This is a genomic window from Paracoccus onchidii (assembly GCF_028294535.1).
Taxonomy (GTDB): Bacteria; Pseudomonadota; Alphaproteobacteria; order Rhodobacterales; family Rhodobacteraceae; genus Paracoccus; species Paracoccus onchidii.
Map to the genome: position 1 here is coordinate 22455 of NZ_JAQBIE010000002.1, position 24939 is coordinate 47393.

The 24939-nt window shown below is 58.7% G+C and carries 22 protein-coding genes; 12 read left to right on the top strand and 10 right to left on the bottom strand.

What is annotated here, in order from left to right; all coding sequences use genetic code 11:
* Positions 1–76 precede the first annotated feature (76 nt).
* The 3 genes from PAF17_RS01625 to PAF17_RS01635 are packed head-to-tail and all read right to left on the bottom strand — an operon-like array spanning position 77 to position 2033.
* Entirely contained in the window at positions 77–373 is a 297-nt protein-coding gene (locus PAF17_RS01625) for a Dabb family protein (RefSeq protein WP_271887335.1), read from the bottom strand.
* Entirely contained in the window at positions 373–1347 is a 975-nt protein-coding gene (locus PAF17_RS01630) for an arginase family protein (RefSeq protein ID WP_271887336.1), read from the bottom strand. Before PAF17_RS01630 ends, PAF17_RS01625 begins: the two co-directional genes overlap by 1 nt.
* Positions 1344–2033: an IclR family transcriptional regulator gene (locus PAF17_RS01635; RefSeq protein ID WP_271887337.1), complete on the bottom strand. Its 690-nt coding sequence runs from the start codon at positions 2031–2033 to the stop codon at positions 1344–1346. The genes PAF17_RS01630 and PAF17_RS01635 overlap by 4 nt, the downstream gene beginning before the upstream one ends.
* A 91-nt stretch (positions 2034–2124) precedes the next feature.
* Between PAF17_RS01635 and hutI the strand changes: the two genes are divergently transcribed.
* Both hutI and PAF17_RS01645 read left to right on the top strand, forming a co-directional pair.
* A complete protein-coding gene (hutI, locus tag PAF17_RS01640; protein ID WP_271887338.1) occupies positions 2125–3435 on the top strand; it encodes an imidazolonepropionase in 1311 nt (436 codons plus the stop codon).
* Positions 3436–3438: 3 nt separating this feature from the next.
* Positions 3439–5091 (top strand): urocanate hydratase, encoded by a 1653-nt coding sequence (locus PAF17_RS01645; protein ID WP_271887339.1) that lies wholly within the window; start codon positions 3439–3441, stop codon positions 5089–5091.
* 113 nt (positions 5092–5204) lie between these two features.
* On the opposite strand, the gene otnC is transcribed toward PAF17_RS01645, so the two are convergent.
* Genes otnC through PAF17_RS01665 form a run of 4 tightly spaced genes read right to left on the bottom strand, consistent with a single transcriptional unit; the run spans position 5205 to position 8915 of the window.
* On the bottom strand, positions 5205–5840 hold the full coding sequence (otnC, locus tag PAF17_RS01650; RefSeq protein WP_271887340.1) for a 3-oxo-tetronate 4-phosphate decarboxylase: 636 nt from the start codon (positions 5838–5840) through the stop codon (positions 5205–5207).
* Entirely contained in the window at positions 5837–7114 is a 1278-nt protein-coding gene (otnK, locus tag PAF17_RS01655; protein ID WP_271887341.1) for a 3-oxo-tetronate kinase, read from the bottom strand. Before otnK ends, otnC begins: the two co-directional genes overlap by 4 nt.
* Positions 7108–7833 carry an aspartate/glutamate racemase family protein gene (locus PAF17_RS01660; protein ID WP_271887342.1) on the bottom strand — a complete coding sequence of 242 codons (726 nt, stop codon included), beginning with the start codon at positions 7831–7833 and terminating at the stop codon, positions 7108–7110. The genes otnK and PAF17_RS01660 overlap by 7 nt, the downstream gene beginning before the upstream one ends.
* On the bottom strand, positions 7830–8915 hold the full coding sequence (locus PAF17_RS01665; protein WP_271887343.1) for an isocitrate/isopropylmalate dehydrogenase family protein: 1086 nt from the start codon (positions 8913–8915) through the stop codon (positions 7830–7832). The genes PAF17_RS01660 and PAF17_RS01665 overlap by 4 nt, the downstream gene beginning before the upstream one ends.
* A 258-nt stretch (positions 8916–9173) precedes the next feature.
* On the opposite strand from PAF17_RS01665, the gene PAF17_RS01670 reads away from it, so the two are divergent.
* The 5 genes from PAF17_RS01670 to PAF17_RS01690 all read left to right on the top strand — a co-directional run bounded on the left by PAF17_RS01670 (position 9174) and on the right by PAF17_RS01690 (position 13953).
* On the top strand, positions 9174–10139 hold the full coding sequence (locus PAF17_RS01670) for a Bug family tripartite tricarboxylate transporter substrate binding protein (protein WP_271887344.1): 966 nt from the start codon (positions 9174–9176) through the stop codon (positions 10137–10139).
* 69 nt (positions 10140–10208) lie between these two features.
* The gene (locus PAF17_RS01675; RefSeq protein WP_271887345.1) at positions 10209–10730 is read left to right on the top strand and encodes a tripartite tricarboxylate transporter TctB family protein; all 522 of its coding nucleotides are present in this window, start codon (positions 10209–10211) and stop codon (positions 10728–10730) included.
* A gap of 28 nt (positions 10731–10758) precedes the next feature.
* Positions 10759–12273 carry a tripartite tricarboxylate transporter permease gene (locus tag PAF17_RS01680; protein ID WP_271887346.1) on the top strand — a complete coding sequence of 505 codons (1515 nt, stop codon included), beginning with the start codon at positions 10759–10761 and terminating at the stop codon, positions 12271–12273.
* Between the two features lie 242 nt (positions 12274–12515).
* Positions 12516–12911, top strand: coding sequence for a methylglyoxal synthase (locus PAF17_RS01685; protein WP_271887347.1), 396 nt, complete (start codon positions 12516–12518; stop codon positions 12909–12911).
* 76 nt (positions 12912–12987) lie between these two features.
* Positions 12988–13953: a sugar-binding transcriptional regulator gene (locus tag PAF17_RS01690; RefSeq protein ID WP_271887348.1), complete on the top strand. Its 966-nt coding sequence runs from the start codon at positions 12988–12990 to the stop codon at positions 13951–13953.
* 35 nt (positions 13954–13988) lie between these two features.
* On the opposite strand, the gene PAF17_RS01695 is transcribed toward PAF17_RS01690, so the two are convergent.
* Positions 13989–14843, bottom strand: a complete 855-nt coding sequence (locus PAF17_RS01695; protein WP_271887349.1) for a hypothetical protein — start codon at positions 14841–14843, stop codon at positions 13989–13991.
* A gap of 653 nt (positions 14844–15496) precedes the next feature.
* Here PAF17_RS01695 and hpbA point away from each other — a divergent pair.
* The 4 genes from hpbA to dddP all read left to right on the top strand — a co-directional run bounded on the left by hpbA (position 15497) and on the right by dddP (position 22243).
* Entirely contained in the window at positions 15497–17533 is a 2037-nt protein-coding gene (hpbA, locus tag PAF17_RS01700; protein WP_271887350.1) for an N-methyl-L-proline N-demethylase HpbA, read from the top strand.
* Between the two features lie 38 nt (positions 17534–17571).
* Complete coding sequence (locus PAF17_RS01705; RefSeq protein WP_271887351.1) at positions 17572–18807, top strand: aromatic ring-hydroxylating oxygenase subunit alpha; 1236 nt, start codon at positions 17572–17574, stop codon at positions 18805–18807.
* A gap of 63 nt (positions 18808–18870) precedes the next feature.
* Positions 18871–20694, top strand: coding sequence for a BCCT family transporter (locus PAF17_RS01710; RefSeq protein WP_271887352.1), 1824 nt, complete (start codon positions 18871–18873; stop codon positions 20692–20694).
* Positions 20695–20902: 208 nt separating this feature from the next.
* On the top strand, positions 20903–22243 hold the full coding sequence (gene dddP, locus PAF17_RS01715; protein WP_271887353.1) for a dimethylsulfonioproprionate lyase DddP: 1341 nt from the start codon (positions 20903–20905) through the stop codon (positions 22241–22243).
* On the opposite strand, the gene PAF17_RS01720 is transcribed toward dddP, so the two are convergent.
* Positions 22240–22887, bottom strand: a complete 648-nt coding sequence (locus tag PAF17_RS01720) for a TetR/AcrR family transcriptional regulator (RefSeq protein WP_271887354.1) — start codon at positions 22885–22887, stop codon at positions 22240–22242. The genes dddP and PAF17_RS01720 overlap by 4 nt on opposite strands.
* Before the next feature lie 41 nt (positions 22888–22928).
* A complete protein-coding gene (locus tag PAF17_RS01725; protein ID WP_271887355.1) occupies positions 22929–23867 on the bottom strand; it encodes a LysR family transcriptional regulator in 939 nt (312 codons plus the stop codon).
* A gap of 121 nt (positions 23868–23988) precedes the next feature.
* Here PAF17_RS01725 and PAF17_RS01730 point away from each other — a divergent pair, with 121 nt between their 5' ends.
* On the top strand, positions 23989–24930 hold the full coding sequence (locus PAF17_RS01730; protein WP_271887356.1) for a tripartite tricarboxylate transporter substrate-binding protein: 942 nt from the start codon (positions 23989–23991) through the stop codon (positions 24928–24930).
* The last annotated feature ends 9 nt before the right edge of the window (positions 24931–24939 follow it).

Sequence of the window (24939 nt, forward strand, 5' to 3'; positions counted from 1 at the left end):
TCCGGAATGCCGCCGCATCCGGATTTTTGTTGTTATTCGTTTTTGACAAGGATCCGCGCCGGCAGACGCAGTTGGATCAGGCGATCACGTAGTCGGCAATCTTGGCATCAAAGATGTCTCTGGTTGCCTCCAGCACCTTCAGATGCGCGGGATGCGCACTGTATTGGGCCAGCCCGTCCGCATCGCGAAACTTCCACAAGGTTGCATAGTCCAGGGAATGCGGTTTGCACGAGGTATCCCATCCCAGTTCGGAATCCAGAACAGTGTCGATCTGACCGGGCAGTTCCTGGATCAGCTTGACCGCTTTCACGACGCGCGGATCGTCGCGTTCGATCCCGTCCTTCAGCTTGAACATGACAATATGTCTGAGCATCAGATTGCTTCCTTCGCGGTTTGACGGCGCGACAAGGTGGCACCGATTGTGTTGCTGATCAGGCGCGTAATCGCGACCGAGGTAAGGTTGTGATTGTCGAATTCGGGGTAATGTTCTGCAAAGCCGATCCCGCGCAAATTGCAGCGTGAAACCAGATCGCGGATCATGTCCACGCCATCATAGAATTGCAGTCCGCCGGGCAATGGAACGCTGGTGCCGGGCATAACGGACGGGTCGAACCCGTCGCAATCGATGCTGATATAGACATTCGCGCCATCAGGAAAATGTTGCAGCGCGACACCGACACCTTCGCGGACAACTTCACGGGCCGTAACGATGGCATTTCCTGCCTCAAGCGTGTCGTCGTGATCACTGACATGGGCGCTGCCGATTCCGCGCGCACCGACATGAACAATTTTCGCGACATGCGACATCTCGCGAATGCGGCGCATCGGGCTTGAATAGCCACAGCGATGCCCATCAACATTGTCGCGATAATCTAGATGCGCATCGATTTGCAAAACATGAATATCCGTGAAGGCATCCAGCCCTGCGCAAATCGGGATCGGGGTGGAATCGTCACCGCCCAGCACGATGGGCAGCGCCGACAAGACCGCAGCCGACCGGACTGTCTCTTCGATTATCGCGACATGCTGGCTGGGGTCATGCACCGGCCCGAAACAGTCGCCCAGATCCAGCAGACCGACCCCGGCTGGATCAAAAAACGGGCCTTGAAGGTCGAAATCATAACGTCCGGCGAATGCGTGATAACGCGCCGACGCGGATCGGATCGCATGCGGCGCCCGCGCCGCACCGGGTGCGATGCCCGGCACGGTATATGCGCTGCCAAATGGTGCGCCGATAATGGCGAACCCGCCCGCAACGACGTCATCCACCTGACCCGCAGGGACTTGCATGAAGGTTGGCCCAGGAAAGGCCATGGCATGGCTGTTCATCAACCGGTCATTGCTCATAGTTTGATCTCGATCTGACCGACCTCATCGCGCAACAGTTCGGACATGCGGATGATGTCGTCATCTGAAATACGGAATGATGGGCCGGTAATGTTGATTCCACCCAGCACCGCCCCGTCACGGGCATAAACCGGCATGGCAATTGCAGTGACATCGCGTTCGAAAGTAGCGCGCGAACTCTGGGTCTTGCCCTGTTCGCAATTGCCCGTCAGCACCGATCCGATCACCGTTCCCTTGACGGGCACACGCTCACCGACCCAGCGAACATGGCGAATGGCCATGGGGCTGTCGCTTTGCAGAAGGTATACAACTTCGTCCGGGCTGGCCAATTGCGCAAAGCAAACGGTCTCTTTCGTCAGATCCCGGAGCTTTTGCAAATGTGGCTGGATAATCTCGGTCAGCCCCGAGAACTGCGTCAGTGACAGGGCAATGCGCATCATCCTGCCGCCGGGCGCGTATAAACCATCTTCGCATTTGCGAATGTAATGCTCGCCCTCCAAGGTCTGGACCAGACGCACTGTGGTGCTGGATGGCAGATCCAGCGCGTCGGAAATCTCTTTCATCGAGAGCCGTTGTCGTTGGGGCCTGAACAGCTCGATGATCGAGAACGCCCGCAATGCGGACCGGACACTGTCCCTGCCCCGCCTTTCCCCCGCCTGCGCCGGTGATGCCGATGCGTTCGCCATATTTCCTCCGCTTGACTTTCAAGAGGGTTTCTATACGACACGATAAGATTCTGCAATACGGAGTTTAACTCCGCAATACGGAGTAACTAGCATGAACAAGACCGTGGATCTGATCGTTGCGCATGCCGGAGAGCTGTTGACTTGTGCCGGCCCGGACACCGGTGTCGCCGGGTCGCAATTACAGGAACTGGAGATCATCAGGGACGGCGCAATCGCAATCAAGGATGGCCGGATCGTCGCGACGGGTGCGTCAAGCGCAATCCTGTCGCAATACACTGCGACACAGCAGGTGGACGCCCAGGGGGCGTTGGTGTCACCGGCCCTGATCGATCCGCATACGCATCTGGTGCATATGGGAAGTCGTGAAGCCGAACTGGACGCCCGCGCGTCCGGCGGCGGGATCGCCAATGGCATCTCGACCGGCGGCATTCGCGCGACGATCGAAGCGACCAGTTCGGCCAGCAACGATGCGCTGAAGCAGCGTGCCATCGGGGTTCTGGATCAGATGCTGTTGAATGGCACCGCCACGGTCGAGGCCAAGACCGGATATGGCGCAGACATGGCGCAGGAACTACGCCTGCTGAAAGTGACAAGATCACTGGATTGCGAACATCCGGTCGAGGTCATTCCGACCTTTCTGGGCGCCCACATCCCCCCGGCCCATGACCGAGAGGGCTTTGTACAATCCGTCATCGATGCCATCCCGGCCGCCGCTGCCTTGTCAGAGTTTTGCGACATCGCCTGCGACTCGGTCTGTTTCGACTATGACGAAAGCGATCGCATTGCAGAGGTCGCCACATCTCACGGTATGAAGCTGCGCATCCATGCCAACCAGGCATCACCCTGGCGCGGGCTGGAACTTGCCGCGAAATGGAAAGCCGCAAGTGCCGATCACGGCGATTATGCCTTGCCGCAGGAATTGGCGCAGCTTGCCAAGGCGGGTGTCGTGTTGGTCTTGCTGCCGGGCGCGAATTTTCACATGCTGGAAACAACGACCGCGGTGGACGGGGATACGATCCTGGCTGCGGCAAAGCCACATTTGCCGCAAACCGCAGCGCGCCTGATGCAGTCTGGCTGCGTGCCTTCGGTTGGCACGAATTACAATCCGGGTTCGTCCCCCTGCCTGTCGATGCAGATGATGATGCAGTTGCTGCCGCGCATGTTTCGCATCGGCTTTGCAGCGACCTGGTATATGGCAACCCTGAATGCAGCGGCCTCCCTGGGCAGAGCGACCCGGACCGGCAGCCTGCAACCGGGCAAGGACGCGAATTTCATTGTCTGGAATGTCCAGACCCATGGGCAGGTGATCAACCAGTTTGGCGGCAATCACGTTCGAGATGTCTGGATTTCCGGGCGCAAGGTCGTCTCGGACCGAAACATTTCATTCAGGACAACAGGGTGAATCATGACAGATCAAAGCACAAAAATCACGGCGACACGCGGGCTGGAACTGCGCTGCAAGGGCTGGCGCCAGGAAGCCATCCTGCGGATGCTGGAGAACAATCTTGAAAATGCCGAACGCCCCGAGGATCTGATGATCTACATGTCGCGGGCCAAGGCCGCCCGGGATTGGAACGCCTATGGGAAGATCGAAAAGGCACTGATGGCAATGGACACGAACCAGACGCTGGTCATGCAATCAGGCAAGCCGGTCGGCCTGTTCCCGACACAGGAAACGACGCCGATCGTCATCATGGCAAACGGCAATCTGGTAGGGCGCTGGACCGAGGTCGCAAAGCGGCGCAACCTCGAAGATGCCGGGCTGACCATTTTCCCGGGGATGACGGCGGCAGCATGGCAATATATCGGCAGCCAGGGCATCCTGCAGGGCACATACGAAACCTTCAAGACCGTCGGCAGGCATCATTTTGATGGCAGCATGGCCGGACGCTGGATTGTCACGGCAGGTTGCGGGGGCATGGGCGGCGCCCAGGGTCTTGCAGGCAAGCTGGCCGGGGCGGTCACCCTTGTGATTGATGTCAATCGCGCCGCGCTGGAACGACGCCTGAACAGCGGGTATCTGGATGTGATCGTCGATGATCTGGAATCCGCGCTTGAAATCTGCAACGATCACATCGCCCGAAAAACAGGTGCAGCCATTGGTCTTTGCGCCAACGTCGCGGATATTTTGACCACGCTGATCCAGCGCAATATCACCCCCGATGTCGTGACTGATCAGACCGAACCGGATGCCTATCGCGGCTATGTTCCGCAGGGAATGAGCGTTGAGCAATGCCTGCATGCCCGCAAAGCCGACCCCGAGGCATTGGCAGCAGCGGCCAACAAAACAATGCTGACGCATTTCCGCGCCTTGCTGACCCTGCGCGCACGCGGTGCCGTTTTCTTTGAATATGGCAATAACTTCAGAAGCGTGGTGTCTCAGCTGGGTGAAGAACGTGCCTTCGAGATCGATTCCTTCGTCAAGGCCTATATCCGGCCGCTATTTTGCAAAGGGATCGGCCCGTTCCGCTGGATTGCCGCATCCGGCAACCCGGACGACATCGCCTTTATCGATGATCTGATCCTGCAGAATTTCGCGCCGGAAACTCCGATCGCGCAATGGATCAATGTTGCCCGTGACCACGTTCAACATACCGGCCTGCCTGCACGTATCGGCTGGCTTGGGTTTGGCGAACGTTCCAAACTGGCGGGGCTGGTCAACGAGGCGGTCCGCGATGGGCGGGTCACCGGCCCTGTCTGCTTTACCCGTGATCATCTTGACTCGGGCTCGGCGGCACTGCCGTTTCGCGAAACGGATGGCATGAAAGACGGCTCTGACGCGGTTGCGGACTGGCCGCTCTTGAATGCCTTGCTGAATGCAAGCGCTGGGGCGGATCTGGTTGCTATTCATGAAATGGACGATTGGGCAAGATGCGCCGGTGTGACGCTTGTTGCGGATGGCAGCGATTGCGCTGCCCGCCGAATTCAGAATGTGCTGGATTGCGACCCCGGCATAGGTATCGCACGCCACGCGGATGCGGGTTATGAAAGTGCGCTGGAACTGCTGATGTCGCCGAGTTACACCCGGCGCATCATTCCGGCCACCGCCATCGAGTGACCTGGCCCGAACTGTCAGGTGATCCACGCCAATGCAAGGCAGACCGAGCGCGAACATCCATGGTCACGCCCCATCCGGGACGTGCCCCCCTTCGCGTCGGATATTGTTGTGGCTCAGATCCTGCCGAAGGTAGCGCTCAGCTCTGACACCTGTGCCGACGACAGCGATCTTGCTGGCAGGCCACGCAAAGCGATCAGCAATTTTGCAGTTTCCTCCAGCTCTTCCGCGGCGCAACAGGCACCGAACAGGTTACGGCCGCACACAACCGTGCCATGATTGGCCAACAGAACCGCGGCATAGGCCCCGCCCAGATCACGGATCAGATCCCCGGCACGAGGATCGCCTGGCCTGACATAAGGCACAAGCCTGACTGGCCCCACCCGCATGACGACATACGGCGTCAAGGGTGGAACGCAATTTTCGGGATCGGTATCTTCCAGGCAGGAAAGCGCCGTCGCCCATGTCGAATGCAGATGCACGACCGCGCCTGCATCGGCACGGGTTTCATAGAATGCCTGATGCAGGAACAGCTCTTTTGTGGGGCGATCACCCGCGACATGGTTGCCATCGAAATCAACCTTGGCGATCCTTTCGGGATCGATGTCGCCAAGCGTCGCATTGGTCGGGGTCATCAAGATCCCGTCCGGAAGGCGCACCGAAACATTGCCGGCGGTACCAACCGAGAACCCACGATCAAAGAGCGAACGGCACAAGCCCGAGATCTGTTGGCGCAATTCCGTTTCGGTCATGCGCCTTCCTCCATCTTGCGTAGCGCTTTGATAAAAAAATCCCCGGTTCCGAAATTTCCCGACTTCAAGGCCAGCGCGACAGGCTCCGCCCCCTTGACGGTCAGAACCGGCACGCCGGGATCAATTTCGGGGCCAACGGCCATCGCGGACGAGGCCAATGTATCGGCCACGGCCTGCGCGACCGCCCCCGAGGTTTCGCCCCCGGCCACCACGATCCGGCGATATCCGGACCGGACCAGATCCTGCGCGGTGTCCGCAAACAACCCGTCCAGTCGCTTGGCAACCGCCTCTCTGCCGAACCGATCTTGCAAGGCCCGGACCTGCGCCGGAGCGCCAGACGAATAGGCCAGCGGTGCCTGCCCGATATGCATTTTGTAAAACTGGGCCAACGTGGCACTGGTAATCTCGCCCGACATGACCCTCGGCACGTCAATGGCAAAGGTTGGGTGAAGTTTGGCGTGCAGGTCAATCTGCCCGCGCGTTGCCCCGGAACAGGACCCCGCAAGAATTGCTTCGGGTCCACGAACGGGTGTAAACGATGCGGCCTGTGTGGTCGCATGGCCTGCGCGAATGAAATTGCGCGCCAATCCCAACGCGATCCCCGACGCCCCCGTAATCAATGGCGCATCGTGCAACGCTTCGGCCAGGATCAGCAGATCCGTTTCGGACAAGGCATCCGCAATGACATATGGCGCGGCCTGATTTCGCAACCAGTCCCGCAGGGCTTGTGCGCCCTGGGCGACCACCGCAGCAGGCACCAAGCCAACCTCACGGCGCGTCTGATGGCCTAGCCACCGCCTGAGATTGGCATCGGTCATCGGCGTCAGGGGATGGTTTTCCATCCCGGATTCATTCAGTAACCGGCCATTCACGAACAGATGTCCCTGATAAACCGTGCGACCGGCGGCGGGAAATGCCGGACAGAACACCACCCGTTCGGCACCCAGAGCCGCGCTCAGGGCATCGGCAACCGAACCGATATTGCCTTCGCATGTGGAATCGAAGGTCGAGCAGTATTTGAAAACGACCTGCCGGCACCCCTGATCGCGCAACCAATCCAGGGCAGACAAGCTATCGCTGACGGCGTCCGCAACAGGCGCCGTTCGGCTTTTCAAGGCTATCACCCCCGCATCAACTTCCGGTGCCGCCCGTTCGACAGGAATGCCCGAATATTGCGCGGTGCGCAGCCCGCCCTCTGGCGCGATCCCCTTGGCCAGAGTGTTGGCGATATCACTCGCGCCGGTAAAATCATCCGCAATGACACCGATCAGCATCGGCCACCTCCTCCTTGGGTTTCTATTCTGCGACGCATCTCGATGATCGCGGACTGCGGACTTGTCAGAACCGGCAAGTCGGTTGCGGCCCGCACGGCATCGGCCGCGCCCGACATGGAAAACTGGGCTAGCATGATCGCATCCACACCCTTGATCGACGCCGCCATTTGCGCGATCAACTGATCATGCAGGCCTGAATCACCCCGCAGTTTCGCCTCTAGCGCGCCCTCGACGACATGCGTTGTCACGCGCGCGGAACCACCGCGGGCAAATGCGGTCTCGTGAAACTCGGCCGTCATGCCAGGGACGGCCGGAGCAAATGTGCAGATCATCGCAATTCTGTTGCCGTGACCAAGTGCTTCGCAGAACATTGCCTCATTTGGTTTCATGACCGGAACCCCACCCCGCTCTGCCGCAAGATCGATCGCCGCGCCAAAAGCCGAACAGGTGAACAACACCCCATCGGCCCCCGCATCCTCGGCATATCGTGCCAGCCACAGGATGCGATCCATCAATTCAGATGACAGCGCGGCGGATTTCCGACGATCGACAGACAACGCCTCTTCCAGAAGCGAAACTGTCTCTGCCTCTGGCCACAGGCTGCGGGCTGCGGCTTCGACAGGATCCATCGCCAATCTTGTGGCATGGACCAGAGCCAGTCGGGGCTGACAGGGCACCGAATCCGGGTTTCGCGCATCCGGGGCGTGCGGGTCGGTCACGCCGCGACCGCGACCTTGGCAACTTCTTGCGCGACCAGCCGGCCAAAGGCATCGGTATTGACACTTCCGCCTAGGTCGCGCGTGCGATTGGCCGGATCGTCAATCACGGCATCCACGGCCTCCGCAATGGCCTGCCCCGCAATCATCAGCTTGTGCACGCCGCGCTGTTCACCCAGCCAAGTCAGCATCATCGCCGCCGACAGGATCAACGAGGTCGGATTGGCGACATTCCTTCCCGCAATGTCGGGGGCCGAGCCATGCTGGGCTTGCGCACAGCACAGACCTGTTTCTGCATTGGCGTTGATCGAACCCGCCAAGCCGAGCGAACCTGACAGTTCCGAGGCCAGATCAGACAAGATGTCGCCATAGAAATTGGTTGCCACGACCACATCATATTTCTGTGGATGGCGCACCAGCAATGCGGCAAAGGCATCCACGATCAACTCCTCGGTCTCGACCTCGGGGAAGTCTTGGGCGACCTTGCGGAAACACTCAAGGAACAGGCCGTCCGTCATCAGGAAAGAATTGGCCTTGTGAATGGCGGTAACCTTTTTCTGCCGCTGCATGGCCAGCTTGAACGCCTCGCGGCAGATCCGCATGGATCCGTGCCGGGTGATCTTGCGCACCGACAGCGCCATATCCGGGTCGGGCATCATCTCGCCCACCCCCTTGAACATGTTGCGATCAGGATAAAACCCTTCGGTTGCCTCGCGCATGATGATCAGGTCCATGCCGGGCGCCTTGTTGGAAATAAAGTCGCGGCTGCGCGCAGGTCGGACATTGGCATACAGGTCCAGCCCGATGCGGAAACCCGCAGAAACATTGCGCCCGCCCTCGGCCACTGGCGGGTAATCCATATGCGACTGCGTTCCCAGGATCACCCCGTCGAAATCATTGCGCGCGCGATCCAGAACCTCTTCGCGCAGGGTAATTCCGTGCCTTGCAAGGCTGTCAAATCCGGATTCTTCTTCATGAAAGGACAACCCGAGATCAAAGCGCGCATTTGCCGCACGTGCCACCTCCAGCGTGGCCGCCATGATTTCAGGTCCAATTCCGTCGCAAGGCAAAGTCATGATCTTCATTATCTGCATCCTCCCGTCATGCATCGTGCAGGTTTGGCTGTTCGGATTGCTCTTTAGCATCACGATATGCACTTATCAATTCAAAAATGCACCCCGGAGTTTCACATGATCGCATCTCAACCAGCTATGGCGGATAATAGTTGCTGCATCCAGCGATGAACAATCGCCCATTATGCATTTTTAGTTGACAAGGTGCAAAAAATGCCTGTATTGCACCAAAGAAGATAAAAAAGCATTTCTATCCTTGGGAGGTATCACATGATCAAACGCAACGCAGCATCCTGCCTCATGGCCACGGCCCTTGCGGCCGGCCTCGCAATCCCTGCCGCGGCGCAGGATTATCCGTCGGAGCGACTAACCTATACAGTTGCCTTCGGCCCGGGTGGCGGGAATGACCGGATGTCGCGAACCGTCGTGGACATCTTGCGCAAATACGATCTCTATGACGGCAATATCGTCGTAGAGAATCGAGAAGGTGGCAGTGGCGCCGTCGGCTTTAGCTATGTCGCCAGTAAGGCAGGCGACCCCTATCGACTGACCTCGACCAGCGGAAACTTTATCGGCACGCCATTGGTGGCCGATACCGACTGGACCTATGCGGATTTCACCCCGATCGGCCTGCTGGCCAGTGACGCGATGCTGATGGTTGTGCGGGCGGATTCCGAATTCACGGATGTCGACGGTTTTGTCGAGGCGGCAAAGGCCGGGCGCGTGACGATTGCGGGCAGCGGCTCGGCCGGACCAGAGCGCGTTACCGCTTCGCTTTTTGCGCGATCCGCAGACATCGAGTTCGAATATGTTCCCATCGGATCGGGAGGAGAGCTGGTGACCGCCCTGACTTCGGGCAGCGTCGATGCCGTTGTGGCCAATCCTTCCGAGGTGGCCGGCCAACTGGAAGCCGGATCGCTTCGCGCGCTGGCATTTTCGGACACGGCGCGCAGCACGAACAATCCCGACATACCCACATTTCAGGAACTGGGGTATGATTTCACCTTTTCCCTGCCGCGTGGTGTCGTCATGCCTGACGACATCACCCCGGAAATTCGGGACTGGTGGGTCGCCACATTGCAAGAAGTGATCCAAAAGCCCGAATGGCAGGAATATCTGGCCAAGAACGGAATGTCAGGCACCCCGATCTGGGGTGAGGAATTCGCCAGCTATCTTGAAGCCACAAGCACGCAATATCGCGACACGCTTGCCGAGATTGGCGCCATCAAGAACTAGGCACCCACCTTCTGCGCGGGCCGGGCCGCCCTGCCCGCGCAGAAAGCCTTTATCGGAGAGGGAGGACCGATGAAAAAATGGTTTGCCGCAGGTCTGTTGGTCATGGCCGCCGGGTATACGATTTATGGATTGAGCACGCTGACACTGGTGTCCGGATCAGGCCGTCCGGCCGCTGGGTTCTTTCCCTTGCTGATCGGGGGATTGATGGTGATTTCCTGCGCGGTCAATCTGTGGAATGACTGGCGTGAAGAAGCCATGCAAGCCGCCCCGGCGCACAGACGTCAAGCCAACGCAACGACAAAAGCGCAGGACGATGTCCCCGGCATGGACGCCCAACACATCGGAACCGGTCGTGAATACGGGCGCGATGTCTTGATCGTGTTTCTGTATATTTGTGCCTTTGTCGCGTTCCTGAAACCGTTGGGCGCCCTGCTGGCAATGGCGGTGTTCATGCTGGCCTATCTGTTCACGTTCAATCGTGCGCATCCGATCAGCAACATCATCTACAGCCTGGCCTTGCCGGCATTTCTGTACGGGCTGTTCAAGGTCTTGCTGAATGCATCGCTGCCCATCGGTCCCCTTGGCTTCTGAAACCCCCGGCAGATAAAGGATATTGCATATGCTTGCTGATATTGCCGCCAATCTTTCGTTGGGGCTAAGCGTCGCCGCCTCGCCCGAAGCGTTCCTGTTTCTTGTCATCGGCGCCTTCCTTGGGATGATCGTCGGATTGTTTCCCGGCTTTGGTCCGGCGGCAGGCATTGCCGTGCTGATCCCGATGACCTTCGGATTGCAGCCCACAGTCGCCATTATCATGCTGGCGGGGATCTATTATGGTTCGATGTATGGCGGCACCATCACGTCGATCCTGATCAATACGCCAGGCGAATCCGCAACCGTGGCATCAACCATCGATGGCTATCCGCTGGCGCAAAAAGGAAGGGCGGGCCCCGCATTGGTCATGCAGGCCGTCGCCTCGTTCTTTGGCGGAACGATCGGCGTGATCCTGATTACGGCCTTGGCACCGTCACTGGCGAATTTTGCCGCGTCCTTCGGACCGTCAGAGTATTTCCTGATTATTGCCGTCGGCTTGCTGATGCTGACCACGATGATGGGTGACAATAAATTCAAGGGCTTCATCTCGGCATTGATCGGCTTCGCCGTCGGCACCGTCGGAGTCGACGTGATGAGCGGTCAACAGAGATTTACCTTTGGCTCGCCCGAACTGATCGGTGGCGTCTATTTCGTCGCCGTCGCCATCGGGCTGTTCGGAATCGGCGAATTGCTGCATTGCATCTTTAACGGTCAACACCGGCAACCGGCCAAACGGCTGCGGGTCAGTTTCCGCGACAAGGAATTCTGGCCTTCGCGCAAAGACTACCACGAATCCCGCTGGACCTTCTGGCGTGGTTCGGCGATCGGGTTCATCGCAGGCGTCTTGCCTGGCTCGGGCGCCACACTGGGTTCGATTATCGGCTATTCGGTCGAAAAGAAAATCGCCAAAGATCCCGAGAATTTCGGCAAGGGCGAGATGCGTGGACTGGTCGCCCCAGAGGCTGCCAACAATGCGGCCTCGGCCGGCGCAATGGTGCCCCTGCTGTCATTGGGCATTCCGGGATCCGGCGCGACGGCGGTTCTGCTGGGCGCATTTCTGATGTGGGGTCTGCAACCGGGACCGATGCTGATCGTCAACGACCCCGAATTTGTCTGGGGACTGATTGCCAGCATGTATCTGGGCAACATGATCCTGATCGCGATGAGCATTTTTGCCATCCCGCTCTTTGTGAAATTCCTGGACATTCCCTATGTCAATGTCGTTCCCGTCATTGTTCTGCTATGCATCATCGGTGCGTTCGCCATCAATGCCAGCATCGTCGAGACATGGATTCTGGTTGGCAGCGGACTGGTCGGCTTTGCCATGAAACGCTATGGCTATTCGCCTGCGGCAACGGTGCTGGCGCTGGTTCTGGGCGCCATGGCCGAGGAAACCTTTTTGCAGACCTACATCATTTCGCAAGGCAGCATGAACCTTTTCTGGCAACGTCCTGTATCTTTGGTGCTTTCCTTGACTCTGCTGGCGATCATCCTGGTGCCGATCGCCATTGCGCTGCGAGGCGCGCGCCAAAAGCCGGCCTAAACCTGACCCGGCGTGACGCCCGGTTGCGTCGGCGCAAACGGCCAGCCCTGCCAATACGGCCATCACGTCCAAGCACCGCAACCACCCGCGCCCTGACCTTCAGGGCGCGGGCAATGCCATCCATGACCAAACCACCCGCAAGCCGGGCTTGCCAGCCATGTTCCAAACACCCTATTCCCGTATCGAACAGTGATGGATTGATCCCACCCGGAACCCGACTGACAACACGCGGACTTATCGACATGACCCATGACCAAGACGACCCCCGTAAGACGATTGCGCTGATTGCACATGATCACAAAAAGGCCGAACTGGCGTCTTGGGTGCAACGCCATGCCGGCACACTTGACCGCCACCGGCTGGTATCGACGGAAACGACCGGCGGCGTCATTTCCGCGTCTGTATCGCTGGAAAACCTGACCCGGGTCAAAAGCGGCCCTCTTGGTGGTGATCAACAGATTGGCGCAATGATCGCGTTGAACCAGATCGATCTGCTGGTGTTTTTCACCGACCCGATGACCCCGCATCCGCATGATGTGGATGTCAAGGCGCTGACGCGGCTGGCGATCGTCTATGACATTCCAATGGCCTGCAGCGTCGCGACGGCCGATCTGATCATGGCCGCAGGATTTCTGTAATGCGGAAGCTGCGTGAAGAAACCAGGCAACCCTTTCGCGATCTTGCCCTTTCGCCAACGAGCTGCTGAGCTGAGGCATGGCACGCAATATCAAACTTGATCAGATCGACCCCGAGGAACAATTACTGGTTCGCCTGGCCTGGGCCTGCGAGATCGAGGGGCTGACCCAGGCAGAAGCCGCCGAGAGGTTCGGGATCACACGCCTTCGCGTCAACAAGGCGCTCAGCGAGGCCAGACGCCGCGGCATCCTGCGTGTCAGCGTGGATTCCGTCTTTGCGGCCGCGGCGGGGCTGGAATGGGAAGTCCAGCAGAGATTTCAACTGAAACGCGCGATTATCGTGCCCTCGCCCGCGGATTGCGGATCGATCACCGCGTTGGTGGCTGCAGGATTGGGGGCGTATCTGGGCGAATTGCTGCAATCTTCCGAGATGTTGCGATTTGGCATGTCTTGGGGAAACACGCTCAATCTTGCAACGCGCTACATGCAGCCCCTGAATCGACCCGATCTCGAAATTGTGTCGATCATGGGGGGCGTGACACGGGGGTCGGACGTCAACGGCTATGAGATCACCACCCGGCTTGCCGATCTGTGCAACGCCGAACACAGCTTCTTCACCGCCCCGCTTTTCGCCAACAGCCCGGAAAGCCGCGATCTGTTCATGCAACAGGATCTCGTTCAGGACATGCTGAAAAAGATCCTGTCCTGCAATGCCATCGCCCTTGCCACGGGAGACCTGCACAGGTCGCTGCTGGTCCGCGATGCCCTGCCCGACAGTGTCAGCCCCGCGGAACTAGAGGCCTTGGGCGGCGTTGGCGACATTACCGGATATATCCTGAACGCACAGGGCGACCTTGTCGATCATCCGGTGAACCGTCAGGTGATCGGGTTGTCTTTGGACGACATGGCCACAATCGACAATGTCATTCTGGCAGCGGGGGGGCTGCACAAGGTTCCGGTCATCAAAGCCGCAATCAAGCGAGGTTTGGTCGGCACGCTGGTGACAGACGAAAACACCGCCAAGGCCCTGTTGTCAAAGACATAGGCCCCGGCGGGTCAACCAATTGCCGTGACCGGCGCTCAGCTCAGAAGTTCGCGGGCAATGCTGCTGACCGCATCCGGCGTCATATATCCAAGAAGCCACTCGCGCATGCGTTCCCGCGCCTGTTCCGTTGTCAGGTCGACCGGGGGATTGCTGTCCGTTTTCAGCGGAACCTGCCCCGCAAGGTATTTTTCGTTGATCTGCCGGATGTCTGCATCGGCATTCTGGCGAATGATCGATTGCAGCTGCGGATCATCAAGCTTCAGCTTGCCATGCTGCATCACTGCTTCGGATTTTCGCAATTGCTTTACAACCTCGGAGCGCCGTTCGAGGATCTTCTTGTTTACATTGCGAAAGCGGCGGTCAAGGATCTCGTTGAACGAATACATCCACACCGTCGCGGCGCCCGGCAGGCTTTGATTTACAGGGACTTCCGGGATGTCGAACTCGTCGGTGAACCCGCATATCTTCGACATGACACCAAAGAAATCCTCAACCGCGTCACCACCGACCAAGTTCTGACGATTGAAGTTACGCGCGATCAGGGCGTTATGACCCACCGAGGACGTGAACCAGTCAGCGAATTCCAGATGGCGGAATTTATAGTCGCGCGGCGTCGGTGTCTGGCGCAGGCGCAATCCATGTCGAATGCGCTGATTGATTTCTGACACATACAGATCGACCGGATCACGGAAATAGAAAACCCCGGTGATCCTGTCAAAACTCTTCTTGAAACGCTCCAGCAGCTCATCTCGCTGCTTGGCCGCAGGAATGTCTTCACTGGAAACGATCACCGTATCAAAGCGTTTTTCATGAATTTCAGCCTCGAACTCTTCCCAGCTCTGCTCTGACTGGGTTCGAAGTTGTTCAAGCGAGCCAAATCGCCGCTCCATATTCGGGGGCAGCCTGCCGTCGTAACGATATCAAAAGCACAGGCTGTGCCCGGTTGTGTTTGTCAGATGCACACCGTGATCGCTCAGACGCTGACGATTTTTTCGTATTGCCGTCTGAATCGCTGAAGAACCTGTTTTTGAAGGGCCAAGATGAAGGATCAGGTGCATACGGTCTCTCGCATTTGTCTCGATTACATAAGGGTCGGCGGCGGCCATCGCCAAGCTTATAGCGCTTTCTAGTTGCAGAATGGAACAGAGGCACGACCTGCCATTCGGATCACGCAGAGGACGAAAGCCGAACTCGACGCCCCCGCCGATAGCGATCGGCACAAATTCCCTTTGCGACTAAATCTGCGTCGAGATCCTGCTTGGGCGGAATCGCGAATCTGGTGCAACGCGATTCTGTATCTGCCCAGTGCCACGCTGCACAAGCCCCATCCCCCCCCCCCCGCATCGCGCCCCGCAATAAAACTGAGTCAGTGGAGATTATTTTTAATATTATCAATACACTAATATGATCCCCGTTTAGCCGGACAACAGCGACTCCGGGGCTCGGAAAATACAAAATGTTCGTTATTGACAATTAAATATACACTCATGCACATTTATCGCGTTACACGAACTTCATGCCAACGCCACAATGCAGGTTCCGGATGTCGAACGACCCGCTATTGCAGCCCTTCCAACTGAAACATCTGACGCTGCGCAATCGCATCATGATTACCAGCCACGAACCCGCCTATCCCGAGGACGGGATGCCCAAGGACCGTTATCGCGCCTATCATGTCGAACGGGCCAAGGCAGGGGTGGCGCTGACGATGACCGCGGGCTCGGCCTCGGTGTCGCGCGACAGTCCGCCGGTTTTCAACAACATCCTGGCCTGGAAGGACGAGGTCGTCGGCTGGATGAAGAAGATGACCGACGAATGCCACGATCACGGCTGTGCGGTGATGATCCAGCTGACCCATCTGGGTCGGCGCACCCGCTGGGACAAGGCCGACTGGCTGCCCGTCGTCTCGCCCAGCCATGAACGCGAGGCCGCGCATCGGTCCTTTCCGAAAAAGATCGAGGATTGGGACATTCAGCGCATCATCACCGATTATGTCGATGCGGCCGAACGGATGAAGGATGCGGGTCTGGATGGGCTGGAACTGCAGGCCTATGGCCATCTGATGGATCAGTTCTGGTCGCCGCTGACCAATGAGCTGGACGGTCCTTACGGCGGCGATCTGGACAACCGCCTGCGTTTTACCTTCGATATCCTGCGCGGCATCCGCGAACGCTGTGGCGAGGATTTTCTGCTGGGCGTGCGCTATACCGGCGATGAATGCCTGCCGGGCGGTTTCGGCGCACAGGACGGCATCGCCATTTCGCAAAAGCTGAAGGCCAGCGGTCTGGTCGATTTCCTGAATGTCGTACGCGGTCATATCGACACCGATGCCGGGCTGACCGATGTGATCCCGGTGCAGGGCATGCGCAACGCGCCGCATCTGGAATTCGCAGGGCAGATCCGCAAGGCGACCGATTTCCCGACCTTCCATGCCGCCAAGATCCCCGATGTACCGACCGCGCGTCACGCCATCGCCAGCGGTCTGGTCGATATGGTCGGCATGACCCGCGCGCATCTGGCCGACCCGCATCTGGTCCGCAAGGTGATCGAAAAGCGCGAGGATGATATCCGCCCCTGCGTCGGCGCGAATTACTGTCTGGACCGGATCTATCAGGGCGGCATGGCCTTCTGCCTGCACAATGCCGCCACCGGCCGCGAAGAAACGATGCCCCATGCCATCCCGGCCACCGACACGCCGCGCCGCGTCACCATCATCGGCGCCGGCCCCGGCGGGATGGAAGCCGCGCGCGTCGCCGCCGAACGTGGCCACAAGGTCACCGTGTTCGAGGCCGCGGATCAGCCCGGCGGCCAGATCCGCCTGACCGCGCAACAGGAACGGCGGCGCGAGATGATCTCGATCATCGCTTGGCGCTTTGACCAATGCACGAGGCTGGGCGTCGATTTCCGTTTCAACAGCTTTGCGGACGAGGGCGACGTTCTGGCGACCTCGCCCGATGATGTCATCATCGCGACCGGCGGTCTGCCCCATACCGAGGTCCTGACCGAGGGCAATGATCTGGTCGTGTCGGCCTGGGACATCCTGTCGGGCGATGTGAAACCCGGCAGCAACGTGCTGATCTATGACGATGCGGGCGATCACGCCGCGCTGCAGGCCGCCGACATGATCTCGGCCAGCGGGGCCAGGGTCGAGATCGTCACCCCCGATCGCAGCTTTGCGCCCGAAGTGATGGCGATGAATCTGGTGCCCTATATGCGCGCCCTGCAACAGCGCGATACGACCTTTACCGTGACCTGGCGTCTGCAGACGGTCCATCGCAGCGGCAATATGCTGACCGCCACGCTCGGCAGCGATTATGGCGACGTGACCCGTCAGCGTCAGGTCGATCAGGTCGTCGTCAATCACGGCACCCGCCCGCTGGACGAGCTGTATTTCGACCTGAAGCCGCAATCCAGCAATCTGGGCGAGGTCGATTACGAGGCGCTGGCCACGGGCGGGTTGCAGCGTGTCAGCACCAATCCCGACGGCGCCTTCCGCCTGTTCCGGATCGGCGATGCGGTCGCGGCGCGCAATACCCATGCCGCCATCTATGACGCCCTGCGCCTGATGAAGGATATCTGATCACCGCCCTGCAACATCATTCAGGAAGGTCCGCCACCATGATGCCGAATTCCGAACTGCTTTCGCTTCTGGGCAGCCGCCAGCCCTGGCACACGCTGCCCCAGCCCTTCTATAACGACCCCGCCCTGTTTCAGGCGGACCTAGCCCATATCTGGTATCGCGATTGGGTCTTTGCGGTCACCTCGGCTGAACTGCCCAAGGTCGGCAGCTATGTGACCGTTCGCATCGGCGATCATTCCGTGATCGTGGTGCGCGGGTCGGACCGCGTGATCCGTGCGTTTCACAATTCCTGCCGCCACCGGGGCAGCCATGTCTGCACCGCCGAGCGCGGCACCGCGCCGAAACTGGTCTGTCCCTATCATCAATGGACCTATGATCTGGACGGCAAGCTGTTGTGGGCGCGCGATATGGGCCCTGATTTCAAGCCGCAGGATCACGGGCTGGGCATGGTGCATTGCCGCGAGGTCGAGGGCATGGTCTATCTGTGCCTTGCCGATGATGCCCCCGATATCGAGCCTCTGGCCGCCAGCGCGCCGGGTTATATGGGCCCCCATGATCTGTCCAACCTGAAGGTCGCCCATGTCGCCCATAGCGTTGAGCAGGCGAACTGGAAGCTGGTGATGGAAAACAATCGCGAATGTTACCATTGCAGCAGCAACCACCCCTCGCTGTGCGTGACCTTCCCGGATGATCCGAACCTGTTCGGCTCGGACGATGTCAGCGGCTCGAACGCGGGGATGCAGCACATCGCGCGTTGCGAGGCTGCGGGGCTGCCCTCGAAATACCTGCTGGGGCCGGACGGTCAGTGGCGTTTTGTGCGCATCCCGTTTTTGGGCGATGCGGTCAGCTATACGATGGATGGCAAGCAGGCCGTGAACCGCCGCATCGGCACCCTGCCCTTTGACAATGCCGGGTCCTGCCTGCTGTACCACTATCCGAACAGCTGGAACCATTTTCTGTCGGATCAGGCCCTGACCTTCCGCATCCTGCCGGTCGGTCCGCAGGAAACCCATCTGGTCACCACCTGGCTGGTCCACAAGGACGCGGTCGAGGGCGTGGATTACGATCTGGACCGCCTGACCAAGGTCTGGCTGGCGACCAATGACGAAGACCGGCGCATCTGCGAACAGAACCAGCGCGGCGTCAACACGCCGGGCTATCGCCCCGGCCCCTACAGCCAGACGCATGAGGGCGGCGTGAACCAGTTCGTCGACTGGTATTGCGATACATTGTCCCGCCGCCTGCAGGGTCGGCAGGCCATCGCCGCAGAATAGAGAACGCATCGCACAAGAAGAAATTCTACAATCAAAAACAATCAACAAGGGGGAATATCTATAATGACGATCAAGCCGCCTTTCACAGATCTGGAAATCCAGACCGCCAACAAGGGGTTCTATCAGGGCCACAATATCGGCGTTGCTTTTCCCAGCAAGCTGATCATGGTTCTTCTGGTGATCTGGGCGCTGATCTGGCCAGCCAACGCGGTCGGAACCCTGGGAAGCTTCAACGCCAGACTTCTGGAGGTGTTCAACAGCTTCTACATCATCGTCACAGGGTTGTTCATGTTCTTCCTGTTTGCCATTGCACTTATTCCGGCAACCGGGAAACGCATTCTCGGCAAACCCGGAGAGAAACCGGAATTCAGAAATTTCTCTTGGTTTTCCATGATGTTCGGGGCAGGACTTGGCGTTGGATTGATGGTCTTCGCCACTGCGGAACCCCTGGGCCTCTGGGGCTCGAACCCGATGACAGTATCTGGCGAGGTCGCCCCCAACAGCATCGAAGCGATTTCGCCGGCATATCGCTATACTTTCGCGCATTATGGCTTTCACGCCTGGGGCGTCTATGTGCTGACCGGGCTGTGTCTTGCCTATTATGCCTACACGCGCGACATGCCCCTGACCATCCGCACTGCTTTGACGCCATTGTTCGGCGGATACATGAACGGCGGATTGGGTAATCTGGTCGATATCATGGGCGTCGTCGCAACCATACTTGGGGTCGCCGTCACCATCGGCTTTGGGGTTTCTCAGTTGATTGACGGGGTATACGCAATCTTTGGTGTCGAATGGCTGATGGACCTCACCGGAGAGGTTGCACGCCCCAGCGTGGCAGGAATGCTGGCGGGGCTTTTGACCATCATGTGCCTGTCGATCCTGTCGGCGGTGTCGGGGGTGGGTCGCGGCATCAAGATCCTGTCCGACCTCAATCTGGTACTGTCGATAATTCTGCTGTTGGTCTTTGTTATATTTGGATCTTTTCTATTCGCGATGACGACCTACGCGACCGCTCTGTTCGATTACGTCCTACATCTGCCGGCACTTAGCTTTGCAGCCCATCCGCCTCAGGATCTGCCTGCATTCACCATGTCCCTGCCCGAAGCCGCACGCCCCTTCGCCGCGGATCTCTTTGCAGCTGCGACCAATCCCTGGGGTTCGGCTGCGTCATTCCAGTCCAGCCTTACGGGCGGAGCGGCAGAACTGTCCAAGGAAATCCAGCTGGCGGCATATGCTGCCGGAACGCCCGGACGAGAGTTTGGCTGGCAGTCAGGCTGGACGACATTTTACTGGGCATGGTGGATTGCCTTTGCACCATTTGTCGGCCTGTTCCTGGCGCGTATTTCGCGCGGTCGCAGCCTGCGGGAATTCGTTCTGGGCTGCGTGATATTGCCATCGCTGGTCTGCTTTGGCTGGATGACGATACTGGGTGCCACGGCCATCGACCTTGAACTTGGCGGCGAAGCAGGCGGCGCGATCATCGCAGCGGGGAGCACGGCCAAACTGTTCGTGACATTGCAACAGATGATCTCTGGGCCCTTGCTGTCGGCCGTATCCTCTATGTGCGTGATATTGGTTCTGACCTTCCTGATCACGTCGGCAGATAGCGGAATCCTGGTGATGAACACCATCATGTCAGGCGGAGACGAAGGCAGCGGACTGCGCCATCGCATCATCTGGGGCGTGATCCTGACGCTGGTCATTGCCACTTTGCTGGTGGCAGGAAAGCTGGGCGACTCGAACCCGATGGATGCGGTCAAAAGTGCAATGATCATTGGCGCTCTGCCGTTCACGATCATCATGACCTTCATGATGATCGCTTTGACCAAGGCGCTGTACCGCGACAACCAGCGCGAAAAGACCTATCTGGTACAGGGCACCTGACACCAAACGCAACCGATTGAAGCAGATATTCTTCAATCGGTTTATATATATGTATCAAATAATTAATTGAGCATCCAAGAATACAGGTAAGGATATGGCCCGCCTTGCCGCCAGCTTCACGGACAACGCTCCGGCCCTTCATCCGCCCGATCCCGGCAATGACCGCTACCACGCACCGGGACAGCTATTTCTCAGGAGATATCACAGCATGCTTCAGCATTTCAGGGATCGACGAAAAATCGATCCGACCCGCGAAGATGTTCTGGCCGACGGATCACCAAATGACGCCGACCGGGTCGAAATCGGCCCGACCGCCCTGGCATTTTGCGAATGGGACACCGTCGGGCTGGTTGCCCCGGATCTTGCGCGGATGCGTTGGTATCGCTGGGACAGGCTTACCAGCCATATCGTCGCGCGCGATTTCGGGGCCGTGTTGATGTTTGACCCGTTGAACATTCGCTATGCGACCGATTCAACCAATATGCAGCTTTGGAACACGCATAACCTGTTCCGGGCGGTCCTGCTCTGTGCCGATGGATATATGGTGATATGGGATTACAAAAGCGTACCGTTCCTGTCGGAATTCAACCCGTTGATACGGGAGCGACGTTCCGGGGCAGATCTGTTCTACTTCGACCGCGGTGACAAGGTGGCCGAAGCCGCCGCGCGTTTTGCACAAGAGCTGCGCGATCTGGTTGACGAGCATGGTGGCGGCAATATGCGGCTGGCGGTCGACAAGATCATGCTGCATGGCCTGAGGGCGCTGGAGGCCAAGGGTTTTCAGGTTCTGGATGGCGAGGAACTGACCGAGAAATGTCGCGCGATCAAGGGGCCGGATGAAATTCTGGCCATGCGTTGCGCATCACATGCCTGCGAACAGGCTGTCGCGGCGATGGAGATAGCGGCCCGAACCGGTGTTCCGGGGGGTGCCATGTCCGAGGACGACATCTGGGCCGTGCTGCACGCCGAAAACATCCGGCGCGGCGGCGAGTGGATCGAGACGCGATTGTTGACATCTGGGCCGCGCACCAATCCCTGGTTTCAGGAATGTGGCCCGCGGATCGTCCAGAATAATGAAATCGTCGCTTTCGACACCGATCTGATCGGATGTTACGGCATATGTGTCGATATCAGCCGTACCTGGTGGATCGGCGATCAGGCTCCGCGTGCCGATATGGTGGATGCGATGAAGCTGGCGCGCGAACATATCGACCACAACATGGCGATGCTGAAACCCGGCACGGCCTTTCGCGATCTGGTGATGAACGGCCATCAGCTGCCTGACAGCTGCCAGAAACAGAAATACGGGTTGATGATGCATGGTGTCGGCCTGTGCGACGAATGGCCGTTGATCGCCTATCCCGACCAACATGTCGAGGGTGCGTTCGAAGACATGCTGCACCCCGGCATGGTTCTGTGTGTCGAAGCGTTGGTGTCGCCCGAAGGCGGTGATTTCTCGATCAAACTGGAAGATCAGGTTCTGATTACCGATACCGGTCACGAAAACCTGACACGCTATCCTTTTGATGAACGGCTCATGGGGAACTAGTTGTCAGCTGAACCACCATCATCATATCCGATATTTGCACGAAAACGTGCCAGTTCGCGGGAATGTGGAAGTTTGCCGGTATAGATCTCGACATAGCCGGGAATTCGGGTCAGGCGCGTGGCCGCATCCTCGCGCACCTGCATCGAGATATACCCGATCTGCACCAGATAAATGGTGCGCGCGCGAACATCCGCGTCCTGCTCACTATGCCCCCATTTCATCAGCAACTGGCCAATCGTTTCCAGCCGTTCAATATCGGCGGCCTGCAAACGCTGCATGATGGCATCATCCTGCAACGCCCAACTGCGTACCGCAAATTCCAGCCGATCGTCGAATTCGCCGGGTTTCAGAAAGCAGGCAAGCAGGTTCAGCATCGCCTCGGTTTCCGTGTCGGCATAGGCGCGCGCCGCCGCGATCAACGGCATCGTCGTGCGCGTGGACCAATAATCGGCCAATGCCGTCAACAATTCGTCCCGGTCATTGAAAAACCAATAGAAACTGGTGCGCGACAATTTCAATCTGTTGGCCAGCGGCATGATCTTGACCGCATCAATGCCGCCTTCGATCAAGGCGTCATAGGCGGCCTCCAGCCACCCTTCGCGCGAACCGCGCCAGCCGGTTTCGGATGCAACCTGTTTTGACATGCAGAAAGCCCTATCCCAACACCGGATCGGCGACAAGTTGTTCATGCATCACCGCGATCATCCCTTGTTCCCGACAGCTTGCCAGCCGCCAACATCGCGTCGATTTCAATGGGCAGCATATCACGCAGGGCCGATGTCGCCGGTGACATTACCCTGTCACGCAACCAGCACAGGGAATGGGTGCGCGTAATGCGAGGATTGTTGACCGGCTGCACGTTCAGGTTTCCGCTCGATATCTTGTCCAGCCAGAAGGTCAGGGGCACGATCGTGCCGGCCAATCCTTCCTCGACCAACTTGCTGACAACATTCACGCTGCCGGTTTCATATTTGACATTGGGCACAACGCCGATGGCACGCGCCGTTTCCTCGATCCTGCGGCGCAGGTCGCGATTGACGAAAGGCAACACCAGTGGGCGCGAAACAGCATCCGCGAACGAAATCGGCGTGCTGCGCGCACCCGGCGTATGGCGTTCGATATAGTGGAATGTCTCTTCGAACAGAGGAATGGACCCCGCATCCGGCAGATCGGTCGCAGCATTGGGGATAAGCGCCAGCTCGGCATCGTGACGCTGCAAGGCATGCCGTGCGCGATCGGAAGGATAATCCATGATCCGCAAACGCAGTTTGGGAAATTTGCGTTCGACACGCGGATAGATTTCGCCGGCGATTGCCGCCGCAAGCGAGGGTATGACCGCCAATGCGACTTCGCCGGTGACACTTTCGCCGGCATCGTGCACCGCTTGCTTCAGCATTTCCATGCGCCGCAAGAGGTCAGCGGCCTCTTCGCGCAAACGCTCGCCTGCGCGGGTCAGCGATACACCGCGTGAATGGCGCTGAAACAGGCTGACGCCCAGTTCATGTTCCAGCTGGGCGATCTGCTTGCTGAGCGCGGGCTGGGCGATCCGCAGGCTTTGAGCTGCGGCGGACATCGACCCCAACCGGCACACCGCAAGAAACTGGAACAGTTGGCGCGGGCTCATTCTGCCTCGGTATAACCTCAAGGATATAGCCTTTATGCCATCTTTATATTTCTGGGTCTACCCGTTTGCGCGTATGCTCTGCGATACCCGGTATGGAGGCCGGTCACAGGGGAGGAAAGTCATGAAAAGCTTTTTGCTGGCCGCAAGCGTGGTGGCTGTCTGCGCAGGTGCCGCCAATGCCGAATGGACGCCGGACGGCCCGGTCAAGATGATGATCGGCTTCAAGGCCGGTGGCGGGGCCGACACGCTTGCCCGCATGCTGGCAGAAGACATTCAAAGCCAGCAGGGCTGGAACCTGCTGCCAGTCAATGTCGACGGCCGAGGCGGCGCAATCATGGCGCGTGAACTGAAAGACTCTCCATCCGACGGCATGACGATCGGCGTCGGCATCACCGACACATTCGCCTATGGCCATCAGGCAATGCGCGATCCCGGCTATGCCCCCGAAGATTTCGATTTTCTTGCCACTCTGGCCGGAACACAGATGGGTATCGTCGCCAAATCCGATCGTGGCTGGAAGGATTTGGGCGACGTGCTGGAGGCGGCAAAAGCCGGCGAGGAAATCTCGTTCGGCACGATGACCCCACGGCTTGCGGATGGTGCCTATTACATCGGCAAGGTCAACGAGGTCGATTTCAGTATCGTCAGCAATTTCTCGGGCGGACAGGATGTCCTGAACGCAATCAATGCAGGCGACATCGATATTGGCTGGGTCGCAGGGCCGCAAAAGGCCGGGGTTGTCTCGGGCGATCTGATCAACCTGGCAAATGGCGAACATGAGACACTGGAAATGTCGCCTGACACACGCGGCCTCTCGGATTTCGGCGTCGACTTCGGCTTTGGCACGACCTTTCTGGTCTTTGCCCCGGCCGGGCTTTCTGACGAAGCCAAGGCAGCATGGTCCGAGGCCATCATTGCCGCCGTCGACAACCCGGACAGCAAGGTCCGCAGTTTCATCGACCGGTTGTTCGTCGCAAAAACGCTGAACGCGGATGAAGCCAGTGCCTATGTGGCAACCGAGGCCGACGAAGCGCTGCAATTACTTGACGCTACGGCAGAATAGGTCCGGGCG